The sequence below is a fragment of the Pseudomonas haemolytica genome (assembly GCF_009659625.1).
In the GTDB taxonomy this organism is placed as follows: Bacteria; Pseudomonadota; Gammaproteobacteria; order Pseudomonadales; family Pseudomonadaceae; genus Aquipseudomonas; species Aquipseudomonas haemolytica.
This window is the reverse complement of the sequence record NZ_VOIW01000007.1, coordinates 73016-95612: the sequence shown is the minus strand read 5'-3', so window position 1 is coordinate 95612 and position 22597 is coordinate 73016. Positions and strand designations below refer to the sequence as shown.

Sequence of the window (22597 nt, the reverse complement as noted above, 5' to 3'; positions counted from 1 at the left end):
CAATGAAACCCGTACTGCAAAAGCCTTTGCTTTATCGCTCAGTCAACACCCGAACCCACGGCGTGTGCCACGGGGGTGGCAACGCCTACAGGTACGAACGACACAGCAAAAACGAAAAGCGCGCGCTATCAACCCGAGGCTCAATGCACAGCCATCAAAGACACGGTTTTGATTACACGCCGCTCTTCCGGTTTCTGCTTTCCAAGGTTGGCCAGCCATGGGATCAGGTTTACAGCGAAGCCAGCGCACGCTTGGATCGTTCAGAACCGATACTGTGGATGGTTGCGCTACATGAAAAAGACATCAATGAGTATGTGAGAGTAGATGAATCGACTTATTACAGCGGTTTATTCGTCGACGAAGCGGGCCTGCTGAAAAAGGTCAATCCACAGCTAACGCCTGGGCAAATGAAGCCTTTTTGTGACTGCTGCACTCACACCTTCAACGGTGTGGTATTTGCGTAGGCTTTACCTAACTGCATCAACGGTGAATACATGACCAGACCATCCCTCATCAAAATAGACCTGAGCAGCATCAACAACGCCGAAGAACTCCACAGCACGCTATGCAACTCACTCAATTTCCCCAATTGGTACGGCCGAAACTGGGACGCTTTCTGGGACGCCATCACCGCCTTGGTAGAACTGCCCCAAGCGCTTGAGTTCTCTGGCTGGGACGTCTTTTCAGCACGCATGCCCCACGATGCGAAGATGCTGCAGCAATGCTTGACGGAGCTTGCAAGCAAATTCCCAGATCTTGCCCCGCAGGTTCGCTATTGATGCCCCGCTCGCCTGTCCGGCTGATTGCTTATGCCGGACTCAGCTCAAATGTGGGAGCGGTGCATCAGCTCAATACCCATCCGGCAACTCACTTGGCTTGAAAGGTCTCCAGATACGCCAGGATATTCTCAATCTTCTCCTGATCACTGATGCCCCAGAAAATCATCCGCGTCCCACTCACCACCTTCTTCGGCGCTTCGATATAAGCGGCAAGCTTGTCCCGCGTCCACACTACCCCGGAGTTCTTCATCGCATCCGAATACTGATAGTCCGTGGTGGTGCCGGCCGGTCGGCCGATGATGCCGTTAAGCTGCGGGCCGAAACCACCGCGAGCGCCCTCGCCGATGCTGTGGCAACCGCCGCAGGTCTTGGTGAAGAGTTTGCCGCCCGCTTCAGCGTCACCGGCGGCGAAGGCCGGACTGGTGGTGAGCGTCAGGGCGAGGGTGAACAAGGCGTACTTCATCGAGGGCTCCACTTCGGCTATTACCGACAATTATGCCTGTTTAAGCCGGCGTACCCCCAGCGGTTCAATCAGGCGCATCCGATACCCCTAACCTGTGAGTACACGACCACCCATCGCCTAAAAAACATCCAATCGAACCTCTGCGCGCCCCTCCCACTCCACCTTACTGAACCCTGATGGTGGAGTAAGGATCATGGCTCAGCCATCGATTTTGGTATTGGAAGACGACGAGATCATTCGCTCGTTATTGGTTGAGGTACTGGAGGAATTCGGGGCGCATGTGACTTCGTTTCCGTCGGCAGATGCCGGGATGATTTTCCTGGAGCGCGATGATGAGCAGGTGGACCTGATCGTCAGCGATATCCAAATGCCCGGCCTATTGAACGGCTATGACTTGAGCCGCGTGGTGGCGCATCGTTGGCCGTCCATACCGGTGTTGTTGACCTCAGGCAACACGGCGCTGGCTTCGCAACTGGGAGGGAACGTTAGGTTTCTACCCAAGCCGTGGAGCACCGAGCGCCTGCTTAAATGCGTACAGTCGGCGTTGAAACACCAAGGCGCGCCGATGCATTGATAGCGCTGCGACATCATTCAAACCGAACTTCAACTCCGGCGACGCGGTCATTAACCAGGCAGGCAGCGATATTTCTGATCCACCGGTCAGACTTTTCGCTTTGAGCGCTCAGCCGACGGCCATGAGTTGTGTAGAATTGTCGCCGACTTTTTCGCGTCATGCATGGCTGAGAAGCCCACAATTCGAGCTCATTGAATGCTTTCACAGGCCCATGACATTGGTGTGCCCTCATTGCTGGAAGCCTTGCGCACAGGCACAGGGTCGCTGCACGTAGCACTGGAAAAGCGCCTGCCGTTTTTCTCCGTACGCCTGGATGCGGATTGGTACCGACGCTTGCTTGAAGCGTATTACGGGTTTTACGCGCCGATAGAAGCGGCGCTTTACGGCAATGGCTTGATCCCCAATGGCTTCGACTGCCTATTGCGTGCGAAAACCCCGACATTGATCAGAGACCTCAACGCCTTCGGCCTGGATGATCACGCTATAAACGCCCTACCGCGTTGCACCCGACTCCCAACCTTTGATAGCCCCGCTGCCTGCCTGGGAGCCCTGTATGTACTGGAAGGCGCCACCCTCGGGGGCCAGGTGTTGCGCAGGGAAATGGCTACACGCCTGGCGCTAGATAGCGACAACGGCGCTTCCTTTCTCAATGTATACGGTGCCGAGACCGGTCGGCGCTGGAAAGAATTTCTCGATTACCTGGGCAGCCTATCGCTGGACATGCCCGCCAAACAGCGCGCGGTGATGGCTGCCCGCTCGACATTCAGCGGCTTTGAGCAATGGCTCGACAGCCAGGAGGTACTGCTGTGAAACCCGAAGATTTTGAAGAGCTGCTTGCCAACTGCGCCGATGAGCCCATCCGCTTTCCGGGGGCGATCCAGCCCCACGGTGTGCTGCTGACCCTGTCGGAACCGGAACTGAAGATCATCCAGGTCAGCGCCAACGTCGGCACACTGTTCGGCCACGCGCCGGAAGCTTTATTGAATCAGCCGCTGCATAAACTGGTCGGCGCCGAGCATGCCCAGGCTGTGCAAGCCATGGCCGAGGACAATACCTTTTTCGACGCGCCATCCCTGCATGTCACCTTCAAAGGTGCGCAATTCGAGGGCCTGCTGCATCGCCATCAGGATGTGTTGGTGCTGGAGTTCGAGCCACGGCTAGAGGATTTCAAACCCAGGGCGCGCAATGGCCGCACCAGTGACCTGGGCAAGATGCTGCAACGCTTGCAGTCAGCCAAGACCCTGCAGGCGCTGTACGCCATCAGCGTGAATGAAATCCAGGCCATGACCGGTTATGACCGGGTACTGATCTATCGCTTCGAAGAAGAAGGCCATGGCCAGGTGATCGCCGAAGCGTCGGCACCGTTCATGGAGCTGTTCAACGGCCTGTTCTTCCCGGCGTCCGACATCCCTGAACAAGCCCGCGAGTTGTATCGCACCAACTGGCTACGCATCATCCCGAATGCTTCCTACGAACCGGTGCCGCTGCTGCCTAAATTGCGCCCGGACACCGGCCAACCCCTGGACTTGAGCTTTGCCACACTGCGCAGTGTGTCGCCGATTCACTGCCAGTACATGCAGAACATGGGCGTGTTGTCGTCGATGAGTATTTCGCTGATGAAGGGCGACAAACTCTGGGGCCTGATCAGTTGCGGCAATCGTGAGCCGCTGCTGGTGCCTAACGATTTGCGCATGGCCTGCCAGACCATCGGCCAGGTCCTGTCGCTGCAGATCAGTGCCATGGAAGCCTTGGACCTGAGCCGTCAACGCGAAGAAAAAGTCGAAGCGCTGGCGCTGCTCGACCATGCGATGAAAGCCGCTGAGGACAATGTGTTCGACGGCCTGGCCCAGCAAGGTCAGCTGTTGATGGACCTGACCCTGTCCGGCGGCGTGGCAATCATTGAAGACAAACAAATGCACCGCTACGGCAACTGCCCGGAACCGGCGCAAATCCGCGCGCTGCACAAGTGGCTGCAGGACAGCGGCCAACCGGTATTTTCCAGCCATAACCTGGCCTCGGCTTACCCGCCTGCCGCCGAGTATCAAGCCGTGGCCAGTGGTGTACTCGCCATGAGCCTGCCTAAGCCTGTGGATAACGGGGTGCTATGGTTCCGCCCGGAAGTGAAGGAGAACATCAACTGGAGCGGTGACCCGAACAAGCCGTTGAACCTGGAGACCTCCGACGCCGGCCTGCGCCTTCGCCCACGTACGTCGTTTGAAATCTGGAAAGTGGAAATGGCCGGCATTTCCACCCAGTGGAGCCATGGCGACCTGTTTGCCGCTAACGACTTGCGCCGCTCGGCGCTGGAGAACGACCTGTCCCGCCAAGTGCTGCGCGAACGACAAGCGGTGCGTGCGCGGGATGAATTGGTTGCCGTGGTTTCCCACGATCTGCGTAACCCAATGACCGTCATCTCCATGCTCTGCGGCATGATGCAAAAAGCGTTCAGTTCCGACGGCCCACACACTTCACGACGGATCTCCTCGGCTATCGACACCATGCAACAGGCCGCCGGGCGTATGAATGTACTGCTGGAGGACTTGCTCGACACCTCGAAAATCGAGGCCGGGCGCTATGTGGTCAAGCCGGTGGCGCTGGACGTCAGCCAGTTATTTGAAGAGGCGTATTCACTGCTGGTACCGCTGGCCACGGAAAAAGGTATCGACCTGTCGTTCAATGCCGAGCCTGGCCTGCAGATCAATGCCGACCCGGAGCGTTTGTTCCAGGTGCTGTCGAACCTGATCGGCAACGCGATCAAGTTCACCCCGCGCCAGGGGAACATCGGTATCAGCGCCATGAGCAACGGCGAAGAGATCGTGTTTTCGGTACGCGATTCCGGTGAAGGCATTGCGCCTGACCAGTTGCCCCATGTATTTGATCGCTATTGGACCCAGGCTGAAAACAACCCCACGGGCAGCGGGCTGGGGCTGTATATCACTCAAGGCATCGTTAAGGCGCATGGCGGCAGGATCGATGCACAGAGCCAGTTGGGTCAGGGCAGTGAGTTTCGCTTTACCGTACCGAAGGTGACGGTCGTGGCGAACAGCTGATCCATTGGCCGGCAGGGGCATCCATACGGCCCCTGCTTGTTCATAACCGATAACAGACAACAACCAAATAAACATCAACTAATACACTACTGCATTCCTTTAACCTAGCCTTAACTATTAATCAGCTGGAAAAGTCAATAAGAAACCCTTCCACTCATTACAAGCAGAAACATAGAACGCCTCGCCAAAAATACTAAACCTCACTAACTTAGACTTCGCACTGTTACAGGGAAGAACATGCCATGTAAAACCCAATTATTAATAGTGAGGCATCACCATGTTCAGTCCAATCAGTTTTAACCCCGCCCCCACCTACAGCCCTCTCCTCGATAGCCAAGCCAGCGAGCAGGTCAACTCCCGCTCGAAACGTAGTCTTGATGACATCGCCCCCGATAATTCGATCATTGATAGTGAGCACGGCGCAGACAGTGATCGTAAGCGTAATCGCGGTGGAGTGGACGGTCTCGGCGGCGGCTATCTTCTTTAAATAACCTCTCCCCTTGCATAACTAATAAAGAAGAAGCAGCACTCCGTGCGCTGCTTCTTTCTTATTAACAACATGATTTTTTTGCCACCTTAACTCCGTTGACGAAACGCCAACATTCTCTGCGTTATCCTAGGCGCTCGTCTTTATCTTGAGCCGCCTGTTTTATGCCTGAACTGCAGTCACTTCCCCCCGTACTCGCCGGCCCTTTGCTGCGCCGCCTGGAACCCAAGCGTCTGGTGCTCTGGCTGATGGCGAGCCGGGAACTGAAGCTGACAATAAGGCTGCAGCCAGCCCAGGCACAGGCGCTGGATGTCCGCCTGGATGCACATTGTCAGATCGTCCCCGTCGGGCGCCATGCATTTATTCACTTGATCGATGTGCCCCTGACTGACGCCCTGCCTCTGGATGTAAACATCCACTATGACGTGCTTATCGACGGCGACGGGATAGCCCAATGGGCACCCCATCTGCTGTACCCAGGCGCCACGCTGCCCGATTTCGTCGTGCATGGACGCATCCATCAACTGGTCCACGGTTCCTGCCGCAAGCCTCACCATCGCGCTGACGACGGGTTGCTGTGCATTGATCGTCTGTTGGCGCAAGCCCCGACCGTGGCAGAACGCCCTGCCTTGCTGATGATGAGCGGCGACCAGGTCTACGCGGACGATGTCGCGGGGCCGATGCTGCGCGCGATTCATGGGCTGATCGCGCGCCTGGGCCTGTTCGACGAATACCTGGAAGGTGCCGTTGTGGATGACAGCGCCACCCTCTACGGCCATCACGCCAGTTACTACCACCGGGCAGACCTGCTGCCCGCGCTGGACAGTAACAAGACCTTGCGCGAACGCTTTTTCGGCGGCGTGAAGAAACCAATCTTTACCAGCAGCACCGCCGACAATCACCTGGTGACCTTTGCCGAAGTGATCGCGATGTATCTGCTGGCCTGGTCGCCCACGCCGTGGACGCTGATCACTCCACAACCACCGCAACTGAGCGCGCAGGAACAGCAACGTTATGCCCGCGAGCAGGTGCAGATCGATCAATTTCGCAACGGGCTGCCTGGAGTCGCCCGGGTGTTCGCCCACCTGTCGACGCTGATGATCTTCGACGATCACGACATCACGGACGACTGGAACCTCAGCGCCCAATGGGAAGAAACCGCCTACGGCCATCCCTTCTCCAAACGCATCATCGGCAATGCGTTGCTGGCGTATCTGCTATGCCAAGGCTGGGGCAACCAGCCGCAGGTGTTTGGTGAACTGGTGAGCCAGACCCAAGCACTTGCCAGTCAGGTACAAGACAACCATCTGGAGGCGACAACGCAAGATGAATTACTCGCCACGCTGCTGAAATTCCAGCACTGGCATTATGTATTGCCTACCACCCCCGCCCTGGTGGTTCTCGACACCCGTACCCGGCGCTGGCGCAGCGAGTTCACCCTCAAACAACCCTCCGGCCTGCTGGACTGGGAAGCCTTGAGCGAACTGCAACACGAGCTGCTCGACCACCCGTCGGCCATCATCGTCTCGCCCGCACCGATTTTTGGCGTGAAATTGATCGAGACAGTGCAAAAAGTCTTCAGCTGGTGCGGCTTCCCCCTACTGGTCGACGCCGAAAACTGGATGGCTCATCGCGGCAGCGCCCAAGTGATCCTGAATATCTTCCGCCACTCGCGCACGCCGGGTAACTACGTGATCCTCTCCGGCGACGTGCATTACTCGTTCGTCTACCAGGTACTGATCCGCCATCGCAACGGCGGCCCCAGGATCTGGCAAATCACCAGCAGCGGCATCAAGAACGAGTTCCCGCCGCGCCTGCTGGAGTGGTTCGATCGCCTCAACCGCTGGCTCTATTCCCCGCGCTCGCCGCTCAACTGGTTTACCCGTCGTCGCCCCATGCAAGTAGTGCCCTATATTCCAGAACATGCCGAGGCGGGTGAACGGCTGTGGAATTCGGCGGGGATCGGCCAGGTGTTTTTCAATGAGCAGGGCCAACCGGAGGCGATTTACCAGCACAACGCAGATGGCAAGCCGCGGACAAAGATGCTGGCGCCCGATAAATAGCCTATTGCCACTATCCTAAAGCAGCACACCTGCCCTATTCAAAGCACGCGAGCCGCGTTGTACAGTAGCGCCAGCCACGGAGTATCGGCGTCAACAATGACTGGCCATAGAAGCCAGCACTCGCAGGAAGCGCGCTGATGGACGATACATCGGGCAACGAACCACTCCGCAATGACTTTTCCGACCTCAACGCCGACCTGTTGCACGCCATCATGGAACTGGTCAGTGACGGGATCTGGGACTGGAACGCCAATACCGGTTACGTCTACCGTAATCCCGGCTGGTACGAGATGCTCGGTTACACCCGCCACTCCCTGGAAAACAGCGTGTTCACCTGGGAGAACGTGATCCACCCCGAGGACTATCAACACGTGATGGCGCTGTTTGATGACTACATCTGCCAGCGCTCGCCCTATTATCGGGCCGAGTACCGCTGCCGAAAAGAAGACGGCACCTACCTCTGGATCGAAGACCGCGGTTACGTCATTGCCCGTAACCCTGATAATTCCGTGGCGCGCATGGTGGGCGCACACCGCAATATTCATACGCGCAAATGCTCCTTCGAACAGTTACAACGGCGTAACCAGTCCCTTGAGGCCCTGGTCGCGGAACGGACCCTGGAGTTGTCGCGGGTCAATCAACAGTTGCAATTGCAGCTGGACGAAAACCGCTCCCTGGCCGAGAGGGACGCCCTGACGCGCGTCGCCAATCGTTATCGACTGGAGAAGGTGTTGCTGGAGGAGTGCGACCGCGCCGAACGCTTCCGCCTGCCCCTGGCCCTGGTGGCTATGGATATCGATGATTTCAAACCGATTAATGACCGACACGGCCACGGCATCGGCGACCAGACGCTAATACGCGTGGTGGAAAGCCTGGAAGCCTGCGTGCGCACCAGTGACCTGCTTGCGCGCTGGGGTGGTGATGAGTTCATGGTGGTGCTACCCAAAAGCACCTTGGGGACGGCGAAAGAACTGGCCGAACGGATTCGCCAAAAAATCAAGGAAGCGCCCGCGCCAGGCGACTTCACCATTACCCTGAGCCTGGGTGTGGTGGAGCGGCGCATGGGTGAGTCCCCCGCTGCCCTGATGGCGCGGGCCGATGAAGCGTTGTATCGGTCCAAGGCGGCGGGAAAGGATTTTGTGTCGGAATAGGTAGGGCTCTACAAGTAACAAGGGCAGAGCTCCTTGCGATTTGAAATTGAATTGGCCCATGCCGATGGCACGCCTGCCGCCAAACAACTGACCATTGAACCTGCGGTGTGGGAGCAAGGCCTGGATATTCTCCAGGCCTGCCTCACACAGCTGGACTAGTAGCGCGCATCCGCCGGTTTGCCACCGTTGGGCCAGTCTTTGATCTTGTCCGGGAAATCCGGGCGAGGTTGCTGGGAAAAATACGCTGCCACGTCCACCGCTTCCTGGTCCGAAAGCCCGCCCTGCCCCAGCGGGAATTGCTCGTGGAAGCCAATTGGCATATTGCGTTTGACGAACGCCGCCGCCGTGTACGTACGGGCCATGCCCGCGCCGACGTTGAACGATTGTTCGCCCCACAATGGCGGGTAAACCAGCTCGCCGCTGGCTCCTGCCAGGCCCTGGCCATTGTCGCCATGGCACACCGCGCATTGCTTGGCATACACCTGCTTGCCGTTGTCCAGGTCCGGCTTGATCGCAGGATCGACCTTACCCACGCCGCGCCCGGCGACTTTGTCTTCTGGACGCGTGTTGTTTTTCATCCAGTCAAAGTAGGCCACCATCGCCTGCATGTCGGCGGATTGCGGCGGCAATGGCGTGCCGTTCATCGAGCGACGGAAACAGCCGTTGATGCGTTCTTCCAGGGTCACCACCTTGCCGGCACGTGGCGCGTAACTGGGGAAGAATGCCGATACGCCCACAAACGGCGAACCGTCTGCCACGGTACCGGCGTTGAGATGACAACTGGTGCAGTTCAGCGCGTTACCGACATTGTCAGGCAATAGCGCCTTGGTTTGCAGGTGCAGGCGCATCCCGCGTACCACTTGGTCGGCGTTGGGCGCGGCGAGCAGGTCGGCCAGGCGCGGGGTTTCAAAGGCTGACGAATCCGTGGTGACCGGGTTGAGTTGGTCACGCAGTTTCTTCACTTGGGCGGCGCTGATCGGCGTGCCCTCATTGCCCCAGCGGGTGCGTACGAAGCTAAGGATCTCGGCGATTTCCTGATCCGCCAGGCGGGCGAAGCCGGGCATGGTGTAGACCCGTGGGTGGGTTGCGGTTTGTGCAGTCTCCCAGCCGGTGAGTGTGATGTGCAGCAACGACGTCGGGTTGCTGGAGGCAATGCTCGGGTTACCCGCCAGGGGCGGGAACAGGCCTTTGACCCCGCCGCCATCGCTGCGGTGGCAGTCGCTGCAAAACTGCATATAGCCCAGGCCGCCACGACTGGTGAACAGGTCGGCAGGTGGCGCGGCGGGTGCAAGGGCCGCAGACGGCATCGGCAGATCGTCTTTACCGGGTGGCAGGGCTTTCAGGTAGCTGGCGATGGCCGTCAGGTCGTCGTCACTGAAATGCTGGGTGCTGTGGTGAATCACATCGGCCATATTGCCGGCCACCATGGCGAAGCGGTTCTGCCCGGTCTTGAGCAATTGCACAGTATCCTCAACCGTCCATAAGTTGCGCAGGCTCAAGGCGCGCCAGTGCTCGACGGTTTCTCCGGCCAGGTAATGCTGACCGCTGTGGCCCTCATCGCTCATGGCTTTTTCCTGAAAGGCGATACCCCGCGGGGTATGGCAAGAGCCGCAGTGGCCCAGGCCCTGGACCAGGTACGCACCACGGTTAAGTATCTCGTTACGCTCCGGGTCCGCCTGGAACGGACGTTTGTCGAGAAAGGCAAAATTCCACAGCGCCAGGCCCCAGCGTTGATTGAACGGAAAGCCCATGTCCGCGTCCAGGTTGGCTTGCTGCACGGGCTCCACACCTTGCATCAGGTAGGCGTACAAGGCACGCATGTCCTCCGCGCTCATCTTGGCGTAGGACGGATACGGCATCGCCGGGTACAGGTTCATTCCCGCAGGCGTCACGCCTTCACGCATCACCCGGTCGAACTGTTCGAAGGTGTAGGCGCCGATGCCGGTGCCCCGGTCGGGCGTGATATTGCTCGAATAGATCGTGCCCATTGGCGTGCTCAGTTCCAGGCCACCGGCCATGACTTTGCCTTGCTTGGCAGTGTGGCAGGCAATGCAGTCGCCGAGTTGGGCGACGTATTTGCCATGTTCGATATCAGTTGGAGTGGCGTGCAGGGGTAGCGCCAGACAAAGCGTCGCCCCCAGCGAGGCCAGGCGGGACAAGCGAAGAATCATCGCAGCATTCCTTTAATAACCTGGCCTGGAGCGGTCTCCTCGGCGCAGGTCTGCAATTGTTTTTATGCGTCATCAGGCAGATAACGAGGGCACGGTCGTCCCCAGCTTTGTTGTAGCCGAATTGGCGGGGGCTCTCGTTGATATGGATCAGCACAGCCCGTGGGCAGAGTGCCGCCTTGACCTGATCCACCTGCCCGCTGAAAATGCCCGACGTTTTTTGTCTCCTCCGTTTACTACGCAGTGAAATTTAATGCCTGATTCCTACACCGCAGAATCCGCCGAAGAATCCGTAGTCGCCTTGCAATCCAAAGCCGAATACGAAAACGCCATCAATCTTTCACAGCATGTGCCAGCGGCCAAGATCATCAGCGAGATGGTGCTGGATGCGTTTCACACGTCTAAGGAAAGCGACCAGATCCGCGAGTTGCGCATTGCCATCCGCCAGGCCCACGACGCGTTCGACGATGACAAAGCCTATGACCTGATGGGCCAGCTCAAGCAATTGAAGGACGCCGAAGCCGCCGATAATGCCGCCCTGGAAAACCTGAGCAGCCAGTTCTCGATCAGCCGCATCCTGTCCAGCTTCAAGGACGACCCCGAGTTCCAGGAACTGGTGTACGGCCTGGCCCTCAAGGTGTTGAACCAGTCGCACCAGGCCATCAGCAACCCAAGCGCCGGCAAGGGCAAGGCTGCGCGCGCCAAGAAAGAAGCCGAAGTGTTTGTGATCAGCAAGGGTGGCATCAGCGTCACCCTGCCGCTGCGCACGCCGCGCTCCAAACTCAATGTGGACCGCGAAGCGCTGGAGTTCCTGGGCTTTACCTTTGTGGGTGAAGGCAGCGAGGCGGAGTTGGAGAGTGAAACCTTCGTCGACAACAGCGGCGTGGAACAGCCGGTCACGCGCAAGAGCATCGTGACCGCACTGCAACAGCAAAGCGCCTTCGACGGTTACGCCATCGCCGCCCAGTAAATCGCAAGCAATATGGCGTGCGCGCAATGCGTGCGCCTGTTGCCCGCTACGCCTGCTCGTTCCACAACAGCGCCGAGCGTTTCATCACGCCCACGGCGATCGCGAACAGCAACAACACACACCCTGCCAGCAACCAGGGCGATGGCAGGGCTGGCCGCGACACCAACATGAACGCCAACGAGGGCGCGACCATCACACCGATGTTGACGCCCGCCGAGTAATAGCCAAGGTTTCGGGCCACGCTATCACGGCTGGAAATGCTGCTGACGTAGTGGGTGATACCGGGGAACACGATCATCTCGCCCAGGCTCCACAGCACGGTAGCCAACAGCAACAATGCGCCGACCTGGCCAAAGCCCATCAGGAAGAAACCGCTGCCTGCCAGCAAGAAGCCGACGATCAGCGAGCGACTGCTCGACAGGTGCGCCATGCGCAGGTTGATCGGCACCTCAAACACAATCACCAGCAGGGCATTGATGAAGAAGATGATGCCGACGTAATAGGCCGGTAGCTCGGTGTAGTTGATGATGTACGCCGACAGAAAGGTCGGCGGCAATGCATAGGCCACATGCACCGGCAGCGCCGCCAGCAGGATTACCAGCAGTCGCGAACGCTCATGGGGAGCCTGCTCGGGCAAGCCCTCGTCTTTACCGGCGACAGCCGCGCCAGGGGTTACCGGTAGCGAACGTGCGAACCGCAGGCAAGTGGCGAAGGCCAGCAGGGACAACAGCGCGTTGATATAGAACACCGCGTCGGCATTGCGCAGGAATATCAAGCTGCCCAGCAACGGCCCGATGGCCATGCCGATATTGATCGCCAGGCGGTTGCAGGAAAATGCCACTTTGCGCGTTTCAAGGCTGCTGTGGGCAACCGTCTCAGAAAACGTCGCAGGTGTGAAGGCTTCGTAACAGGCGCCCCAGAGAAACGACAACAGCAAGAGTGCTAGCGTGTTGTCGACCGAGGGGATGACCAGCAGCAACGCAGCATTGAGCAGCAATGAACCGAGAATGACCCGGTTAGCCGAAAAGCGCTTGATCACGCCCCCGATGATCAGGTCGGTGCACAGGGCGCCCGCGCCATACACCCCGACCAACAGGCCGGCAGTACCTGGCGCTATGGCATGTTGATGAATCAGGTAGGCCGCGTAAAAAGGAAACGCCAGGGTGCCCGTGCGGAACACCAGGGTGATCATGAACAAGGCTTGCAACCGAGCGTTGAGGCCGCGCAAGGCATGAAGAGTGCCCATCAGTGCGACACGCGGGTACAGGTTGGGAGCAAGGCTACAGAGCGATTCATCAGGCTATCCCTTCGCAATGGCGACGCCGGTGTATCCGACGTCGAACTCAATAGCTGGGGAACGTAATGCAGGACCCGGCGGCGAACAAGCTACCCATTTGGACAGGTAGGCAGTGACTGCGACGTTATGCCGGGAGCCGGATATAGCCCAGTTGCAGGGCCTTGCGGATCGCCGACTTGCCGTTGGTGACCTGCAATTTGCCGAAGACATTCTTCATATGAAACTTGACCGTGTGGGAGGTCATTGCGGTCAGGAGCGCCACTTCTTTATAGGTCTTGCCCACGCTGACCCAGGACAGGACTTCGGTCTCCCGCGGCGTCAGCACCGTGTTCGGGTGGATGGGCACCGCGTGATTTTCCAGGGACTCGTCGTATAGCGAGACCAGCAACATCTGCAGTTCGCTTTGATGGGCCAGCACCGTCTCGCGAAACTGCGCCTCCTCACCGAAGCTGCACAGGTTGAGAACCGAGTAGAACCCGTGGTTGCCATGCACGATAAAACTGGCGCCTTCGCCAACCGGCTTATAGGGGCCCGGCACCGGCACGCTCTCAGCGTCCACGGCCAGCAATTGCTCATCGCTCCAGAAAAACGGTTTGATCCGTTTGCGCGTCAGTGAAACCAGCTCGCCACGCCGGTAGAAATCGTCGGCCGTGTCGGAGGGTTCCATGGCCTCGGGGTAATTGGAAACAATCTGCGCCTGGTCCAGCGTCGGGCCGCACTGGTAGACCTCGAAGTGCCCCAGGCCACGGCGGCTCAGCTCGGCATCGAGCAAGCGCCGCATGTCGTCGGGCAGCATGGGCGCGGTTTTATCGCAATGGTCATTACGTCGCACGGCTATCGTCCTTGATCGTTCAACCTGCACGAGAATGAAGCATGCCCGGCAGGCCTGTCCAGACGGCGAGTGAAAGACCCGGTACTCAGGCGTGCGTTACCTGCGCTGCGAAGACCTGACAAAAGCGCTCCATTTCCTGCTGGTTGCCCACTGTCACCCGCACCCATTGCGGCCAGTTCTGCCACACCCGCCCAACCAGCACATTCTGTGCAGCCAGCCGCTCAACCACCTGCTTTGCCGGTTGCTTCACGTCGATCATGAAGCAGTTGCTCTGAGACGCCGTGCAGGTAAAGCCTTGCTCGCGCAGCCAAGTGATCGTTTCGTCCCGCAACCTGGCATTGAGCGCCTTGCGCTGTGCCAGTAACAGCGCGTCCTGCAAGCTGACACGGGCGCCCAGCAAGCTTGGGCCAGCCGGTACATTGTCGCCGCCAAATACGGCCAGCCGCTCCAGCAGCGCAGGATGGCCGATTGCCAGCCCCAGTCGCGCGCCCGCCATGCCGTAGATTTTCGAGAAGGTACGTAGCACCAGCAGGTCGTCGTGATCCTTGATCCAACTCACGCAACTAGGGGCATCACAGAAGTCGATATAAGCCTCGTCCACTACCAGCACGCTGCCCTTGGGCTTGTTCGCCAGGGCCTGGCGAATAGCCTCGGTCGGGGTCAGGGTGCCGGTCGGGTTGTTGGGGTTGCACAGGTACAGCATGCCGGCCTGTGGATCTGCCGCGAGCATGGCCGGCACATCATGGGCATGGCGCATGTCGAGGTCCACTTCACGCACCGCCACCTTGTTCGACTCGGCGGCCTGACGCGGGACTTCGTAGGACGGGGTCGCCATCACCAAGCCGCGTGTTTGGCTGGTGAACGCCAGTACCGCATAACGCAGGGCAGCCATCGAGCCAGCAAACACTCCTACGTTTTCTTCGGCAATCCCCTGTTGCTGGGCGAACAGCGCCGCCAGTGCGTACATATCCGGGTAGGGATAACGCCCTGACGCTGCAATCGCGCGCTGCATCGCCTCGCGGGCCGCGGCTGAAGGGCCGTAGGGGCTTTCGTTGTAATTGAGCAGCACCTTGTCAGATTGGGTCGGCGGCGGGCTGGCGAGCGCCCAATTCACCTGCCCCAATACGGGCAAGGCCGCCCCCAGGGCGAGAAGGGATCGACGGCTGACACTGACCATGGTGACTACTCCTTGTAGAGGCGCGAGGCATTTGCACGGGTCGTACACAAGAGTATGACGAGACAGCGCTTGCCTGATTTAACCAACTGGTCGTCTCCCTGCACTCAGCGCTTTATTGTTATGACGGGCACATGCAACACTTCCAATGTGTGAACCTGGAAAGTCTTGGTTCCGCCGAAAATGGACTAATGGCTAAATGGAAGTGGTGAGCACTTGATACACAGACGTGAAAAAACCGAGCACTTGAAGAGCAACATCAAGTACTTGATCAAGAGCCGTGGCGAAACCCAGCTTTCGTTGAGCAGTGCCGCCGGCCTGACCAGGACGACCATCTACAACATCCTGGGAGGCAAGGTCGCCAACGTACAACAGTCGACCATTCGCAAGATCTCGGACTTCTTCGGCGTCTCCTACGAAGAAATCGAGACCATCAACTTTGAGGCCAGGGAAGTCATCGAGAACAATGTTTCCCCGCTGGGCAACAAGAACCCCGCAGCGGTTCCGGTGCTCAAGGAAAGCCTGCTCATGCAGAACCTGGGCAAGCGCATCGGCGAACTGGCCACGCTCTATCCACTGACGTTTTACTTCGGCAATTCCTGCAACTTGATTGGCGTGCGCCTGGAGCACGCGATTCCCGGCCTGAATGAGCCGGGGGACTTGCTGATCGTGCAAAAAGGCTCTTCGAGCGACGATAAAGAAAAGCTGGTGTACGACCGCGCCACCAAAAAACTGTTCATCACCCTTGAGCCCTGTGCGAACTCAGACCGCTTGTGTGTCATCGGCGACATTCTTGAGGAGCGCTTCAATGACCACGTCTGAAGGGCCCGTTGAAAACAGTAAATACAAGTTGCTGGGCTTTGAAAATGACAAGCGCCTGGCGGTGATCATGGTGATCGCCACGGGCAAGGTCATCAAGATCAAACTGAGTGAAGTGCTCAACAGCGAAATAATGGACAATTTCAATAAAATGGAAGTCAAGAACGTCTACAAGAAGTTTTATTCGCAGGGTGGCACGCTCACCGCCTATGACATAAACGACCGCAATGAAAACTCCTGGATGATCTACATCATCCTGAACTTGCTGTTGTTCACGTTCTATATCTTCACCAGCATTGCTGCGACCAAGCCGATTTACCTGGAGTCCATGGGCATCATCGTGACGCCGGGCACGTTCCTGTACCCGCTGACCTTTCTGATCGTGGACTTGTTGAACGAAAACTTCGGTTTGCGCCTGGCGCGGCGGGCCATTCTGTTTGCGTTTGCCAGTAACGCGATGATCATCGTCCTGCTGTATGGCTCGACCTTCCTGCCGGGGCTACCGGGCTGGAAACTCGACGGGCCGTATACCGACGTGATCCTGCAAGTGTCGTCGGTGCTGGTGGCCTCTTCGGTGTCGTTCCTGGTTTCGGAGAATATGAACTCCTACCTGCTGTGCAAGATCAAGGAACTGACCAACTCCAAATACCTGTACCTGCGGATTTTCCTCAGTACATTCTTTGCGGTCATTATCGACAGCTTCCTGTTTTGCTTTATTGCCTTCTACGGCGCCATGCAGACCAGCGACATCCTGAGCATGATCTATGTGCAGATCGCGATCAAAGTCGGCTTTGCGTTCTTCAATATCCTGCCTGCCTACGGGGCACGCTCGTTGTTCAAGCGTTACCTGGCGACTTGAACCCATTGCCGTGTAGGAGCGAGCTTGCTCGCGAAAAACGTCAACGATAACGCAGCGCTCCTGGTTGAACGCGGCGCTCTCGGGATTTTCGCGAGCAAGCTCGCTGCTACAAGAGTTATTTCAACTGCAACTTGTGCTTCAGGCTGTGCATGACATCCGCCTTGTTCTGCAGGTATTCATTCAAGCCCCGCGCACGCAGGTTGCACGCGTCGCAATTGCCGCAACCTGTGCCGATGATGCCGTTGTAGCAGGTCAGCGTCTGCTCGCGCACCAGCTCCAGTTGGTTGTGGTAATCCGCCAGTGCCCAGGTTTCGGCTTTGTTCAGCCACATCAACGGAGTGTACAGGCGCAGCTTGTATTCCATGCCCAGTTCAAGGGCCTTGTTCAGCGCTTTGACAAACTCGTCCCGGCAATCGGGGTAGCCCGAGAAGTCGGTTTCGCACACGCCGGTAATGACGGTCTCGGCTTTCACCTGATAGGCGTAGATCGACGCCAGGGTCAGGAACAGGATATTGCGCCCCGGCACAAAGGTACTCGGCAGGCTTTCGCCTGAGCTGCTTACGGTCGGCACGGGAATGTTGTCACGGGTGAGGCTGCTGATGGCCAGCTCATTGAGCAGGGACACATCCATCACTTTGTGCACCGTGGCCCCCAGTTGCTTGGCGAGCTTCTGGGCCACTTCGATTTCTGCCACATGGCGCTGGCCATAATCAAACGTGATGCAGTGCACTTCGTCATACAGCGGCAGTGCCTGGATCAGGCAGGTCGTCGAATCCTGCCCGCCACTGAACACCATAACGGCTTTTTTACTCATTGCTTTGCTTCCTGCATTCATAGAATTGGGGAATAGTTTAAAGGGCATGCCATAAAAAACCCCGCGCTTCTTGCGAAGGCGGGGTTTTTTACTGCTCATACGACTCAGTGGGCGTAGGTCAGCAACAGCTCTTTCGGCACTTGGAAATCCAGGGACATCATCACGCTGAGCGCGGTGATGGTGAAGATCGAGAACACGAACAGCTTGCGCGCCCATACGGTGTCATCCACCGCCTTGTAGCCGGTCCAGGCCATGTACAACCAGTACATGCCCATGGCGGCGGCCACGGCGAGGTAGCTCATGCCGGCGTAGCCACTGAAGGTCAACATCAAGGTCGCCACGAGGAAGGCCAGGATGTAGAGCAGGATGTGTTTCTTGGCCACCTGGATGCCACGCTTGACCGGCAATACCGGAATCGACGCAGCCAGGTAGTCATTGAAGCGGAAAATCGCGATGGCGTAGGAATGCGGCATCTGCCACAGGCTGAACATCACCAGCAGCACCAGCGCGGCCATGTCGAAGCTATTGGTTACAGCCACATAACCAATCACCGGCGGCATCGCCCCCGACAGACTGCCCACCAGCGTGCCGTGCACCGACTTGCGCTTGAGGTATAGGCTGTAGAGGCCGACGTAGATGACAAAACCGATCACGGCAAACAACGCCGCCAACGGGTTGGCCACCTTGTACAACAGCACCACACCGGCAACACCCAGGACGGTCGCAAAGATCAGTGCCAGTTTCAGGGAGATAAGCCCCTGGACCAGCACACGATTCTTGGTGCGTTCCATCTTGATATCGATGTCACGGTCGATGCAGTTGTTGAACACGCAACCGGAAGCAACCACCAGGGACGTACCGATCATTGCAGCCAGGAAGATGGCCAGATCGACATGTCCCTTGGAGGCCAGGAAGAAACCGCCCGCCACAGAAAGCACGTTACCGAAAATGATCCCCGGTTTGGTGATTTGGATAAAGTGCTTAAGCGACATCGGGTCTTACCTCACTTCGCCATCATGAACGTATGGATGCTGAACATGATCCATATCGACAGGCCAACCAGCAGCAGGATTACTAAGCCTGCGAACACGAACGCAATCACGTTTTCGCGCTGCTCTTTGGAACGATCCAGGTGCAGGAAGTACACCAGGTGAACCAGCACCTGAATCACCGCGAACGCCAGGACAATCATCAAGGTGATCGACTTCGGCAGGGTCGGGTACATCACCAGACCGAACGGGATGAGCGTCAGGATTACCGACAGGATGAAGCCGATAGCGTAAGACTTAACGCTGCCGTGGCTCGCATCATGGCTGTCATGGTCATGGGAGTGTGCATTAGCCATTACAGAGTCCCCATCAGGTAAACAACGGTGAAGACGCAGATCCAGACCACGTCCAGGAAGTGCCAGAACAGGCTCAGGCAAGTCAGGCGAGTCTTGTTGGTGTTGGTCAGGCCGTGCTTATTGACCTGATACATCATCACCGCCATCCACAGCAGGCCGGCAGTTACGTGCAGACCGTGGGTGCCGACCAGCGTGAAAAACGCCGACAGGAAACCGGAACGGTGCGGGCCGTAGCCTTCGGAGATCAGCAGGTGGAACTCGTTGACCTCCATGCCGATGAAGCCCAGGCCGAGCAGGAAGGTCAGGCCCAGCCAGGTCAGCACGCCTTTTTTGTTGCCCTTGTAGAAGGCCAACATGGCGAAGCCGTAGGTGATCGAACTGAACAACAGCAAGGCGGTTTCGCCGAGCACGTAAGGCAGTTCGAAGATGTCGTGGCCCGACGGGCCACCCGCTACGTTGTTTACCAGTACCGCGTACACCGCAAAGATCGACGCAAACAAGATGCAGTCGGTCATCAGGTAGAGCCAGAAACCGAAGACGGTTATTGGCCCCGAGTCGTGGTGATGGTCATCGTGCCCATGGTCATCGACATGGGCGTGTCCAGCATTGGTCACTAAGTTCGACATGGTTTAAGCCTGTTCCAACGAGGTTTCTACACGGTTGGCCGGAATCTTCTTCTCGGCTACCAGGCGAGCGTGCTGCTCGGCTTCGATGCGTTCGATCGTTTCGACCGGCACCATGTAGCCTTGATCATCACGGGCAGCGTGAATGATGAAGTAACCGATGGTGCCCACCAGGCTCGCGATTGCAAGCCACCAGATGTGCCAGATCATCGCGAAACCGAACACGGTCAACAGTGCGCCCATCACCACGCCAGTGGCGGTGTTGTTTGGCATGTGGATCGGTTCGTAGTGCTTAGGACGCTGGTACGCAGTACCGTCTTCCTTGGCTTCGGTGAACGCATCGATGGTGTTCGCAGTAGGGATCACGGCGAAGTTGTAGAACGGTGGTGGCGACGAGGTCGACCATTCCAGGGTGTGGCCATTCCATGGGTCGCCGGATTCGCAAGCGTTCTGCTTACGGTCACGGATGCTCACGTACAGCTGGATCAACTGGCAGGCGATACCCACAGCGATCATCACCGCACCGAACATGGCAACGTACAGGTACGGTACCCACTCAGGGTTGGTGGTGGCGTTCAGACGACGGGTCATGCCCATGAAGCCCAGTGCATAGAGCGGCATGAATGCGACGAAGAAGCCGGAGATCCAGAACCAGAATGCAGCCTTGCCCCAGCCTTCGTGCAGCTTGAAGCCGAACGCTTTCGGGAAGTAGAAGGCGAAACCAGCGATGTAACCGAATACAGCACCACCGATGATCACGTTGTGGAAGTGCGCGATCACGAACAGGCTGTTGTGCAGTACGAAGTCAGCACCTGGAATGGCCAGCAGTACGCCGGTCATGCCGCCGATGGCGAAGGTCACCATGAAGCCAAGGGTCCACAGGACCTGGCTGGTCATGCGCAGACGACCGTGGTAGATGGTGAACAGCCAGTTGAATAGCTTCACCCCCGTCGGGATCGAAATCAGCATCGTCGCCAGGCCGAAGAAGGCGTTGACGCTGGCCCCCGAACCCATGGTGAAGAAGTGGTGCAGCCAAACCATGAAGCCCAGTACGGAGATTGCGCCCGATGCGTAGACCATCGAGTGGTGACCGAACAGGCGCTTGCCGGTAAAGGTCGAGATCACTTCGGAGAAGATACCGAACGCTGGCAGGATCAGGATGTACACCTCAGGGTGACCCCATGCCCAGAACAGGTTCACGTACATCATTGGATTGCCACCAAGTTCATTGGTGAAAATGTGGAAATCCAGGTAACGGTCAAGCGACAGCAGCGCCATGGTAGCGGCCAGGATCGGGAACGAAGCCACGATCAGCACGTTTGCCCAGGTGCAGGTCCAGGTGAAGATCGGCATGTCCATCAGTTTCATGCCAGGGGCGCGCATTTTCAGGACGGTGGCCAGGAAGTTGACCCCCGTCAATGTCGTCCCGAGTCCTGATAACTGTAGCGCCCAAATGTAGTAGTCCACACCCACGCCCGGACTGTACTGCAAGCCCGACAATGGCGGATACGCAACCCAACCGGTCTTGGCGAATTCGCCGACGCCCAGGGACACGTTGATCAGCACCACGCCGGAAACCAGCAGCCAGAAGCTCAGGGAGTTCAGGAACGGGTAGGCAACGTCACGCGCACCGATCTGCAGCGGCAAGGCCAGGTTCATCAAGCCGGTGAAGAATGGCATCGCCATGAAGATGATCATGATCACACCGTGGGCGGTGAAGATCTGGTCATAGTGTTCAGGAGGCAGGTAGCCAGGCGAACCCTCGGTGGCCATGGCCAACTGGGTACGCATCATGATGGCGTCGGCAAAACCACGCAGCAGCATGACCATGGCAACGATGACGTACATGACGCCGATTTTCTTGTGGTCGACCGACGTCAGCCACTCGGTCCACAGGTAGGTCCACTTCTTGAAATAAGTGATTGCTGCAAACAGTGCCAGACCACCCAGCGCGATCATGGCGATGGTAATCATCACAATCGGCTCGTGGAACGGGACCGCATCCCAACTTAATTTACCAAACATCGTTTACTCCTCTGCCCCAGCAGTTGAATGCGAGCCCGTGTCAGAACCTTCAACCACGGCCACTTCTTTCTTCTCGTGCTTGACCGGCTTGCCTGGCTTCATACCTTCGTACTTGTCGACGATTTTCTGAAACAGGTTCGGCTCATACGTGGAGTACAGGGCGACTGGGTTGTTTTGGCTTGGTTTGGTCAGGGCGTCGTATTCAGCTTGATCAAGCTGTTTAGGTGCGGCCTTGACTTCGGCTACCCAGGCGTTGAAATCTTCCTGGCTCGTCGAGATCGCTTTGAATTTCATGCCGGTGAAGCCAGCGCCGCTGTAGTTCGCGGAGATGCCTTCCATTACAGCTTTTTCGTTGGCGATCAGGTGCAGTCGGGTCTGCATGCCTGCCATCGCATAGATCTGACCGCCCAGGGCTGGGATGAAGAACGAGTTCATCACGGCGTCGGAGGTGATCCGGAAGTTAAGCGGGGTGTTTTCCGGGAACTGGATCTCGTTGACCGTGGCGATACCCAGGTCCGGGTAGATGAACAGCCACTTCCAGTCCAGCGCGACCACTTCAATATTGATCGGCTTGACGTCGGACTCCAGCGGACGGTAAGGGTCCAGCTCGTGGGTCGACTTATAGGTGATGTAACCCAGGGCGATGATGATGAGGATCGGCACCAGCCACACCGCAATTTCAATCTTGGTGGAGTGCGACCACTTGGGCGCGTAGGTCGCCTTGGTGTTCGACGCGCGGTATTTCCAGGCGAAGGCGAACGTCATGATGATCACAGGCACCACGACCAACAGCATCAGCAGGGTGGCAGTGATGATCAGGTTTCGTTGATCCAGACCGATCTGTCCTTTTGGGTCCATCAAGGTCCACTTGCAGCCTCCCAGCATTAACATCATGCCAAGCAGCGGCAAAAAGCCTAGTAATCGGGGGTACCTGTTTTTACTCATCTCACGACCTCTAAAGCAGCTTGCGCAATGCAGTTGGGTTTTGATCGCCAACACTTCACCCTGCCAAGGGTTGGCATTTCTCTTCGATTGAATAAGAGCCTGCCCGACACGTCATAACGGTACGTTTCACGGACCTGCAGTGAGTTCTTATTCGATTTC

At 57.7% G+C, this 22597-nt stretch carries 23 protein-coding genes; 12 read left to right on the top strand and 11 right to left on the bottom strand.

The window, feature by feature from the left end:
* The first annotated feature begins 2 nt into the window (after positions 1–2).
* Positions 3–464, top strand: coding sequence for a hypothetical protein (locus FRT59_RS22175; protein ID WP_153872419.1), 462 nt, complete (start codon positions 3–5; stop codon positions 462–464).
* 30 nt (positions 465–494) lie between these two features.
* On the top strand, positions 495–779 hold the full coding sequence (locus FRT59_RS22170; RefSeq protein WP_153872418.1) for a barstar family protein: 285 nt from the start codon (positions 495–497) through the stop codon (positions 777–779).
* A gap of 88 nt (positions 780–867) precedes the next feature.
* On the opposite strand, the gene FRT59_RS22165 is transcribed toward FRT59_RS22170, so the two are convergent.
* On the bottom strand, positions 868–1242 hold the full coding sequence (locus tag FRT59_RS22165; protein WP_153872417.1) for a c-type cytochrome: 375 nt from the start codon (positions 1240–1242) through the stop codon (positions 868–870).
* A 193-nt stretch (positions 1243–1435) separates the two neighbouring features.
* Here FRT59_RS22165 and FRT59_RS22160 point away from each other — a divergent pair, with 193 nt between their 5' ends.
* The 7 genes from FRT59_RS22160 to FRT59_RS27400 all read left to right on the top strand — a co-directional run bounded on the left by FRT59_RS22160 (position 1436) and on the right by FRT59_RS27400 (position 8726).
* Positions 1436–1816 carry a response regulator gene (locus tag FRT59_RS22160; protein ID WP_153872416.1) on the top strand — a complete coding sequence of 127 codons (381 nt, stop codon included), beginning with the start codon at positions 1436–1438 and terminating at the stop codon, positions 1814–1816.
* A 195-nt stretch (positions 1817–2011) separates the two neighbouring features.
* On the top strand, positions 2012–2626 hold the full coding sequence (locus FRT59_RS22155) for a biliverdin-producing heme oxygenase (protein ID WP_153872415.1): 615 nt from the start codon (positions 2012–2014) through the stop codon (positions 2624–2626).
* Positions 2623–4866 (top strand): ATP-binding protein, encoded by a 2244-nt coding sequence (locus FRT59_RS22150; RefSeq protein ID WP_198809860.1) that lies wholly within the window; start codon positions 2623–2625, stop codon positions 4864–4866. Before FRT59_RS22155 ends, FRT59_RS22150 begins: the two co-directional genes overlap by 4 nt.
* A gap of 277 nt (positions 4867–5143) precedes the next feature.
* The gene (locus FRT59_RS22145) at positions 5144–5353 is read left to right on the top strand and encodes a hypothetical protein (RefSeq protein WP_034115915.1); all 210 of its coding nucleotides are present in this window, start codon (positions 5144–5146) and stop codon (positions 5351–5353) included.
* A 164-nt stretch (positions 5354–5517) separates the two neighbouring features.
* Complete coding sequence (locus tag FRT59_RS22140) at positions 5518–7416, top strand: alkaline phosphatase D family protein (protein ID WP_153872413.1); 1899 nt, start codon at positions 5518–5520, stop codon at positions 7414–7416.
* Positions 7417–7553: 137 nt separating this feature from the next.
* The gene (locus FRT59_RS22135; RefSeq protein ID WP_153839154.1) at positions 7554–8567 is read left to right on the top strand and encodes a diguanylate cyclase domain-containing protein; all 1014 of its coding nucleotides are present in this window, start codon (positions 7554–7556) and stop codon (positions 8565–8567) included.
* 33 nt (positions 8568–8600) lie between these two features.
* Positions 8601–8726, top strand: coding sequence for a hypothetical protein (locus tag FRT59_RS27400; protein WP_267911023.1), 126 nt, complete (start codon positions 8601–8603; stop codon positions 8724–8726).
* Here the strand turns inward: FRT59_RS27400 and FRT59_RS22130 are convergent.
* Positions 8723–10738 (bottom strand): c-type cytochrome, encoded by a 2016-nt coding sequence (locus FRT59_RS22130; protein WP_153872412.1) that lies wholly within the window; start codon positions 10736–10738, stop codon positions 8723–8725. The two genes, FRT59_RS27400 and FRT59_RS22130, sit on opposite strands and share 4 nt — an antisense overlap.
* A gap of 250 nt (positions 10739–10988) precedes the next feature.
* On the opposite strand from FRT59_RS22130, the gene FRT59_RS22125 reads away from it, so the two are divergent.
* On the top strand, positions 10989–11705 hold the full coding sequence (locus tag FRT59_RS22125) for a hypothetical protein (protein WP_153872411.1): 717 nt from the start codon (positions 10989–10991) through the stop codon (positions 11703–11705).
* 46 nt (positions 11706–11751) lie between these two features.
* Here the strand turns inward: FRT59_RS22125 and FRT59_RS22120 are convergent, their stop codons facing one another.
* From FRT59_RS22120 to ptaA, 3 genes are all read right to left on the bottom strand, one after another.
* Entirely contained in the window at positions 11752–12951 is a 1200-nt protein-coding gene (locus FRT59_RS22120; RefSeq protein WP_198809861.1) for an MFS transporter, read from the bottom strand.
* A gap of 175 nt (positions 12952–13126) precedes the next feature.
* Positions 13127–13834: a helix-turn-helix transcriptional regulator gene (locus FRT59_RS22115; RefSeq protein WP_325167997.1), complete on the bottom strand. Its 708-nt coding sequence runs from the start codon at positions 13832–13834 to the stop codon at positions 13127–13129.
* An 85-nt stretch (positions 13835–13919) separates the two neighbouring features.
* Positions 13920–15011: a pyoverdine biosynthesis transaminase PtaA gene (gene ptaA, locus FRT59_RS22110; RefSeq protein WP_153872409.1), complete on the bottom strand. Its 1092-nt coding sequence runs from the start codon at positions 15009–15011 to the stop codon at positions 13920–13922.
* A 213-nt stretch (positions 15012–15224) separates the two neighbouring features.
* Here ptaA and FRT59_RS22105 point away from each other — a divergent pair, with 213 nt between their 5' ends.
* Both FRT59_RS22105 and FRT59_RS22100 read left to right on the top strand, forming a co-directional pair.
* Positions 15225–15830 carry a helix-turn-helix transcriptional regulator gene (locus tag FRT59_RS22105; protein ID WP_080752845.1) on the top strand — a complete coding sequence of 202 codons (606 nt, stop codon included), beginning with the start codon at positions 15225–15227 and terminating at the stop codon, positions 15828–15830.
* Positions 15817–16686 (top strand): queuosine precursor transporter, encoded by an 870-nt coding sequence (locus FRT59_RS22100; protein ID WP_153872408.1) that lies wholly within the window; start codon positions 15817–15819, stop codon positions 16684–16686. Before FRT59_RS22105 ends, FRT59_RS22100 begins: the two co-directional genes overlap by 14 nt.
* A 115-nt stretch (positions 16687–16801) precedes the next feature.
* Here the strand turns inward: FRT59_RS22100 and queC are convergent, their stop codons facing one another.
* From queC to cyoA, 6 genes are all read right to left on the bottom strand, one after another.
* Complete coding sequence (gene queC / locus FRT59_RS22095; RefSeq protein ID WP_153872407.1) at positions 16802–17500, bottom strand: 7-cyano-7-deazaguanine synthase QueC; 699 nt, start codon at positions 17498–17500, stop codon at positions 16802–16804.
* A gap of 104 nt (positions 17501–17604) precedes the next feature.
* On the bottom strand, positions 17605–18492 hold the full coding sequence (gene cyoE, locus FRT59_RS22090) for a heme o synthase (protein ID WP_003176002.1): 888 nt from the start codon (positions 18490–18492) through the stop codon (positions 17605–17607).
* An 11-nt stretch (positions 18493–18503) separates the two neighbouring features.
* Complete coding sequence (gene cyoD / locus FRT59_RS22085; RefSeq protein WP_034115926.1) at positions 18504–18845, bottom strand: cytochrome o ubiquinol oxidase subunit IV; 342 nt, start codon at positions 18843–18845, stop codon at positions 18504–18506.
* On the bottom strand, positions 18845–19471 hold the full coding sequence (locus FRT59_RS22080; protein WP_034115927.1) for a cytochrome o ubiquinol oxidase subunit III: 627 nt from the start codon (positions 19469–19471) through the stop codon (positions 18845–18847). Before FRT59_RS22080 ends, cyoD begins: the two co-directional genes overlap by 1 nt.
* Positions 19472–19474: 3 nt before the next feature.
* Positions 19475–21493 (bottom strand): cytochrome o ubiquinol oxidase subunit I, encoded by a 2019-nt coding sequence (cyoB, locus tag FRT59_RS22075; protein ID WP_034115928.1) that lies wholly within the window; start codon positions 21491–21493, stop codon positions 19475–19477.
* A gap of 3 nt (positions 21494–21496) precedes the next feature.
* On the bottom strand, positions 21497–22438 hold the full coding sequence (gene cyoA, locus FRT59_RS22070; RefSeq protein ID WP_034115929.1) for a ubiquinol oxidase subunit II: 942 nt from the start codon (positions 22436–22438) through the stop codon (positions 21497–21499).
* Positions 22439–22597 lie beyond the last annotated feature (159 nt).